The organism is Streptomyces sp. ISL-99, from assembly GCF_018614005.1.
In the GTDB taxonomy this organism is placed as follows: domain Bacteria; phylum Actinomycetota; class Actinomycetes; order Streptomycetales; family Streptomycetaceae; genus Streptomyces; species Streptomyces flavidovirens.
Map to the genome: position 1 here is coordinate 87927 of NZ_JAGGPC010000020.1, position 6000 is coordinate 93926.

Below are 6000 nucleotides of genomic sequence, written 5' to 3' on the forward strand. Positions count from 1 at the left end.
GCGGAAACGCCATTCAGAAGAAGCCGTATCCGTGTTACTCTGGATAGCCACGGAAGGGGTACCTGTCACATGACGTTCAAGGTTGGCGACACCGTGGTCTATCCCCATCACGGGGCCGCGCTGATCGAGGCTATCGAAACTCGCCAGATCAAAGGCGTGGACAAGACCTACTTGGTGCTCAAGGTCGCCCAGGGTGACTTGACTGTTCGTGTGCCTGCGGACAATGCGGAGTTCGTCGGTGTACGCGATGTAGTCGGTCAGGAAGGGCTCGACCGGGTCTTCGAGGTGCTCCGCGCACCGTATGCCGAAGAGCCGACGAACTGGTCCCGGCGCTACAAGGCAAATCTCGAGAAGCTCGCCTCCGGTGATGTCATCAAGGTCGCCGAGGTAGTGCGCGACCTGTGGCGCCGTGAGCGTGAGCGCGGTCTCTCCGCAGGTGAGAAGCGCATGCTCGCCAAGGCGCGCCAGATCCTGGTGAGCGAGCTCGCACTCGCGGAGAACACCAATGAAGACAAGGCCGAGGCTCTGCTCGACGAGGTCCTCGCGTCCTGACTCCGGGTCCCAGGGACTCCTTCCCTGATACCCAGTAATGATGCCGCGGTGCCCGCCGGCAAGGTCTCCAGCCCTTGTTGCGGGCGCTGCGGCATGTTGCGTTCACTGCGCGCGGCGTTCACTGTGCGCGCCCGGTCCCCGGCCCCACTGATCAGCCCGCTGATCTTCGCCCGCCCCCGATGCCTTGATCCCTTGGTGCTTCGGTGCTGGTGTGCCGGGCCCGGGCAGCTGGCTCGACCAGTCGTCACGGAAGGGGCCGGTCAAGGCATCGCGCCCGGCACGCTGTGGCCATACCCACGAACGCCGCGGACACAAACCTGGCGGACCCGAACCCGTTCCCGAAGCTTGTCGGCAGCTTGTCGGCCCCGGAGCTACAGATGACAGACGAATCCCGTCCCCCGTCCACTCCGCGCACCGCCGCCGTGATCCCCGCGGCCGGCCGCGGGGTGCGGCTGGGCCCCGGCGCGCCCAAGGCGCTTCGCGCGCTGAGCGGCACCCCCATGCTGATCCACGCGGTACGGGCCATGGCCAACTCCAGGGCCGTCTCCCTCGTCGTGGTGGTGGCCCCGAAGGACAGCGCCGTAGAGGTGAAGAACCTCCTCGCCGAACACGCGCTGCCCGAGCGGACGGACTTCGTCGTCGTACCGGGCGGTGAGACCCGCCAGGAGTCGGTGCGGCTCGGACTCGCCGCGCTGCCCGCCGACATCACCGCCGTCCTCGTGCACGACGCCGCCCGCCCGCTCGTGCCCGTCGACACCGTCGACTCGGTCATCGAGGCCGTACGGGACGGAGCGCCGGCCGTGGTGCCCGCGATGCCGCTCGCCGACACCGTCAAGGAGGTCGAGCCCGGGGAGAAGGGCGCGCCCGAGCCGGTCGTCGCCACGCCCGAGCGGGCCAGGCTGCGCGCCGTACAGACTCCGCAGGGCTTCGACCGCGCCACGCTCGTGCGCGCGCACGAGACGATCGCGGCGAGCGGGGAAGGCGCGACGGACTGCGCCGGCATGGTCGAGCGGCTCGGCGTGCAGGTCGTGGTCGTACCCGGCCACGAAGAGGCGTTCAAGGTGACCCGGCCGCTGGACCTCGTCCTGGCCGAGGCGGTACTCGCCCGCAGGAGGGCACACGATGGCTTCTGAGGTTCCCCCGGTTGTTCCCGGTCCCGTTCCCCCGCTGCCGCAGGTCGGCATCGGCACGGACATCCACGCCTTCGAGGAAGGCCGCGAGCTGTGGTGCGGCGGCCTGCTCTGGGAGGGCGAGGGGCCCGGCCTCGCCGGCCACTCGGACGCCGACGTGGTGGCGCACGCCGCCTGCAACGCGCTCTTCTCCGCCGCCGGTCTCGGTGACCTCGGGGCGCACTTCGGCACAGGGCGTCCCGAGTGGTCCGGTGCGTCGGGCATCACCCTGCTGACGGAAGCGGCGCGGATCGTACGGTCCGAAGGCTTCGGGATCGGGAACGTCGCCGTCCAGGTCGTCGGCGTACGGCCGAAGATCGGCAAGCGGCGGGAGGAAGCGCAGAAGGTGCTCTCCGCCGCGGTCGGCGCGCCGGTTTCGCTGTCGGCCGCGACGTCCGACGGCCTCGGCTTCACGGGCCGCGGTGAGGGGCTTGCGGCGATCGCGACGGCGCTGGTCGTTCGCACGGCGGCCTGAGCGGGCGTGCCTGCGGCGCGTTTCCCCACCCCGCCCCTTCCCGACTGGGGGCAAGCCCCCAGACCCCCGGACGCCCTCCGGCGTCTGAGGAGCGGGGTCTGGGGCAGCGCCCCGGACGGGAGTACAGGAAAGGGTCGCTAGGCACTGTCGTCCGCCCACTACCCTGGTGTGGTGACTATTCGGCTGTACGACACCAGCGCCCGGCAGACTCGCGACTTCTCCCCGCTCACTCCGGGCTGCGTCTCGATCTACCTCTGTGGCGCTACCGTGCAGGCCGCCCCGCACATCGGCCACATCAGGTCGGGCCTCAACTTCGACATCATGCGCCGCTGGTTCACCTACCGCGGCTACGACGTCACGTTCATCCGCAACGTCACGGACATCGACGACAAGATCATCAAGAAGTCGGCGGACCAGGGCCGCCCCTGGTGGTCGATCGGCTACGAGAACGAGCGCGCCTTCAACGACGGCTACGCCGCCCTCGGCTGCCTCCCGCCCACCTACGAGCCCCGCGCCACCGGCCACGTCACCGAGATGGTCGAGATGATGCGCGGCCTCATCGAGCGCGGGCACGCGTACGAGGCCGACGGGAACGTCTACTTCGACGTGCGGTCGTACCCCGGCTACCTGGAGCTGTCCAACCAGGACCTGGACAACCTCCTCCAGCCGTCCGGCGAGGGCGAGACCGGCAAGCGCGACCCGCGCGACTTCGCCATGTGGAAGGCCGCGAAGCCCGGCGAGCCGAGCTGGGAGACCCCGTGGGGACGCGGGCGCCCCGGCTGGCACCTGGAGTGCTCCGCGATGGCCCACAAGTACCTGGGCAAGGCATTCGACATCCACGGTGGCGGAATCGACCTGATCTTCCCGCACCACGAGAACGAGATCGCCCAGGCCAAGGCCTTCGGCGACGACTTCGCCACGTACTGGGTGCACAACCACTGGGTCACCATGGCCGGCGAGAAGATGTCGAAGTCCCTCGGCAACTCGGTGCTCGTCAGCGAGATGGTCAAGGCGTGGCGCCCCATCGTGCTGCGCTACTACCTCGGTACGCCGCACTACCGCTCCACCATCGAGTACAGCGAGGAAGCCCTGCGCGAGGCGGAGTCCGCCTTCGCGCGCATCGAGGGCTTCGTCCAGCGCGTGATGGAGAAGGCGGGCGGCGTCGTCGAGCCCGCCACCGAGGTCCCGCCGGCGTTCGCCGAGGCGATGGACGACGACCTCGGCGTCCCGCAGGCGCTCGCGATCGTCCACACCACCGTGCGACAGGGCAATTCCGCGCTGGCCGCCGACGACAAGGACGAGGCCGTCGCCCGGCTGGCGGAGGTACGGGCGATGCTCGGCGTCCTCGGCCTCGACCCGCTCGACGAGCAGTGGTCGGGCGGCGGCACCGAGCGCGGCGAAGACCTGCACGGGGTCGTCGACACGCTCGTACGCCTCGTACTCGACCAGCGCCAGTCGGCCCGTGACCGCAAGGACTGGGCCGCGGCCGACGCCATCCGGGACCAGCTCCAGCAGGCCGGTCTCGTCATCGAGGACAGCCCGTCGGGCCCGCGATGGACCCTCGGTTCGCGCTGACCGGCGCGCCCGGCGACGCCGAGCGGGGCACACTTTCACTTATACGTACGCACGTCTGAAGCAACGGAACAGGTAACAGGTCATGGCCGGGAACAGCCAGCGCAGGAACCGCCGCACGTCCAACAAGAAGGGCGCTACGGTCGGCAGCGGTGGCCAGCGGCGCAAGGGCCTCGAGGGCAGGGGCCCGACGCCGCCCGCCGAGGCGCGCAAGAAGCACAAGAAGAACCGCATCGCCACCGCCAAGGCCAAGCAGGCCGCGGTCCGCCGCCCCGCGCCCCGGCGCGGCGGCGCCAAGGGCACGTCCGAGATGGTCGTCGGCCGTAACCCGGTCTTCGAGGCACTGCGCGACGGCGTCCCGGCGACCACGCTGTACGTCCAGCAGTACATCGACAACGACGAGCGGGTGCGCGAGGCGCTCCAGCTCGCGGGCGAGCGCGGCAACATCAACCTGATGGAGGCCCCGCGTCCCGAGCTCGACCGGATGACGAACGGCCTGAACCACCAGGGCCTCGTCCTCCAGGTCCCGCCGTACGAGTACGCGCACCCGGACGACCTCACGGCGGCGGCGTACGACAAGCACGAGGACCCGCTGATCGTCGCCCTCGACGGCGTGACCGACCCGCGCAACCTCGGCGCGATCGTCCGCTCCGTCTCCGCGTTCGGAGGCCACGGCGTGGTCGTGCCGGAGCGCCGTGCGGCGGGCATGACGGCCGGTGCCTGGAAGTCGTCCGCCGGTACGGCGGCCCGTACGCCGGTCTCCCGCGTCACCAACCTGACGCGCGCCCTGGAGGGCTACCAGAAGGCCGGGATCACGGTCGTGGGCCTGGCGGCCGACGGCGAGCACACGGTCCAGGACCTGGAGCAGCTCGGCGGCCCGGTCGTCATCGTCATCGGCAGCGAGGGCAAGGGTCTCGGCCGCCTCGTCGGCGAAACGTGCGACTACCTCGTGCGCATCCCGATGCCGGGCGGCGCCGAGTCGCTGAACGCCGGTGTCGCGGCGGGCATCGTGCTCTGGGAGGCGGCGCAGCGCAGGCGCTGACCGGGGGCCCGAGGGAGAAGTCGGTTATGTCCCAGTAAGGGGGTCTTGACGGGTCTCGGACAGATCGGAGGCGTCAAGGCAGTGTCCTAACCACACATCCCTCGGTTAGATGAGTGTGGACACCAGAACACCCGGGTTCGACGATCAGCCCGCCCTGAGCATGGTCAAGGTGCCCTGCGATCCAGCGCAGGTCATCGTCAACCACGCCAGCTTCCGCGTGCAGTTCGCCCCAACCCCGAGCCGGCGTCCCGCCCCGCCGTACGCGGGGGCGGGCGGTGTGAGCAGTGGGCCGGGGGACGCGGCACGCATTCCGGCGATGGCCGGCGCGGCCGCGGGCCGGCGGCGGGCGCCCGTCGTCTGGAGCGGGAAGTCCGAGCCGGGAGACCCCGGCGCGACGGGGCTGCTCCAGGCCGTACGGAACTCCTCCGCCGGCGAGCGCCACGACAGCGGCGCCACGCAGGTCATCCCCCGGCTCCCCGCGGACGAGAACGCGGAGGACACCGCGGCGATCCCCACCGTCATCGGGCCGCGCGCCTCCGAGCCGCCCCGGGCGCCGATGCTGCCCCGGACGAGGCAGGCCGTCGGCGCGTACGACGTCCCCGACCGGAACGGCGAAGACGCCTACGCCGGGAGGGAGTTCGACGACGACGAGTTCGAAGACGGCGACGAGTACGGCGCGGAAGGCGAGCGCATCCGCCGTAACGGCGCCGACGCGGTCCGGCACGCGTACTACCCCGGGCGGCGCATGAACCTCGGCGTGGTGCTGCTGCCGCTGCGGGTGTTCCTCGGCTTCATCTCCATCTACGCCGGCATGGGCAAGCTCTGCGACCCCGTCTACTTCGACGGCGGCGAGCGTGGCTCGATGGTCAAGTGGCTCACGTCGCTGCACCCGTGGACCGTCGCCGAGCCGCTGCGCGACTTCGCGCTGAGCCACCCGGTGGGCGCCGGCCTGACCGTGGCGTTCCTCCAGGTCGTCGTCGGCGTGCTGACGGTGCTGGGGCTGTGGCAGCGGGTCGCCGCCTGCTTCGGGACGCTGCTGTCCGCCGCGCTGCTCATGACGGTGAGCTGGAAGACCGTACCGGCGTACGACGCGCCGGACATCATCTACCTCGCCGCCTGGTCGCCGCTGATCATCGCCGGCGCGCCCGTCTACTCCATCGACGGCCGTCTCGCCGGCGAGGCCTGGCGCA

General features: G+C 70.8%; 6 protein-coding genes. All 6 read left to right on the forward strand.

Annotated elements, in window-relative coordinates; translation table 11 throughout:
• Nucleotides 1-69 precede the first annotated feature (69 nt).
• Nucleotides 70-552, forward strand: coding sequence for a CarD family transcriptional regulator (locus J7E91_RS12180; RefSeq protein ID WP_006380568.1), 483 nt, complete (start codon nt 70-72; stop codon nt 550-552).
• A 377-nt stretch (nt 553-929) separates the two neighbouring features.
• Nucleotides 930-1685: a 2-C-methyl-D-erythritol 4-phosphate cytidylyltransferase gene (gene ispD / locus J7E91_RS12185; protein ID WP_214901905.1), complete on the forward strand. Its 756-nt coding sequence runs from the start codon at nt 930-932 to the stop codon at nt 1683-1685.
• Nucleotides 1675-2196 (forward strand): 2-C-methyl-D-erythritol 2,4-cyclodiphosphate synthase, encoded by a 522-nt coding sequence (gene ispF, locus J7E91_RS12190; RefSeq protein ID WP_214901908.1) that lies wholly within the window; start codon nt 1675-1677, stop codon nt 2194-2196. Before ispD ends, ispF begins: the two co-directional genes overlap by 11 nt.
• A 171-nt stretch (nt 2197-2367) precedes the next feature.
• Nucleotides 2368-3771 (forward strand): cysteine--tRNA ligase, encoded by a 1404-nt coding sequence (gene cysS, locus J7E91_RS12195; RefSeq protein WP_214901910.1) that lies wholly within the window; start codon nt 2368-2370, stop codon nt 3769-3771.
• A gap of 82 nt (nt 3772-3853) precedes the next feature.
• Complete coding sequence (gene rlmB / locus J7E91_RS12200) at nt 3854-4810, forward strand: 23S rRNA (guanosine(2251)-2'-O)-methyltransferase RlmB (RefSeq protein WP_069928178.1); 957 nt, start codon at nt 3854-3856, stop codon at nt 4808-4810.
• Nucleotides 4811-4919: 109 nt separating this feature from the next.
• A partial coding sequence (locus tag J7E91_RS12205) for a DoxX family membrane protein (RefSeq protein WP_214901912.1) occupies nt 4920-6000 on the forward strand: 1081 nt, incomplete at its 3' end.

Excerpts from the sequence above, each read along its gene's own strand:
- J7E91_RS12180 (WP_006380568.1), top strand. The coding sequence starts at position 70 with ATGACGTTCAAGGTTGGCGACACCGTGGTCTATCCCCATCACGGGGCC.
- ispD (WP_214901905.1), top strand. The coding sequence starts at position 930 with ATGACAGACGAATCCCGTCCCCCGTCCACTCCGCGCACCGCCGCCGTG.
- ispF (WP_214901908.1), top strand. The coding sequence starts at position 1,675 with ATGGCTTCTGAGGTTCCCCCGGTTGTTCCCGGTCCCGTTCCCCCGCTG.
- rlmB (WP_069928178.1), top strand. The coding sequence starts at position 3,854 with ATGGCCGGGAACAGCCAGCGCAGGAACCGCCGCACGTCCAACAAGAAG.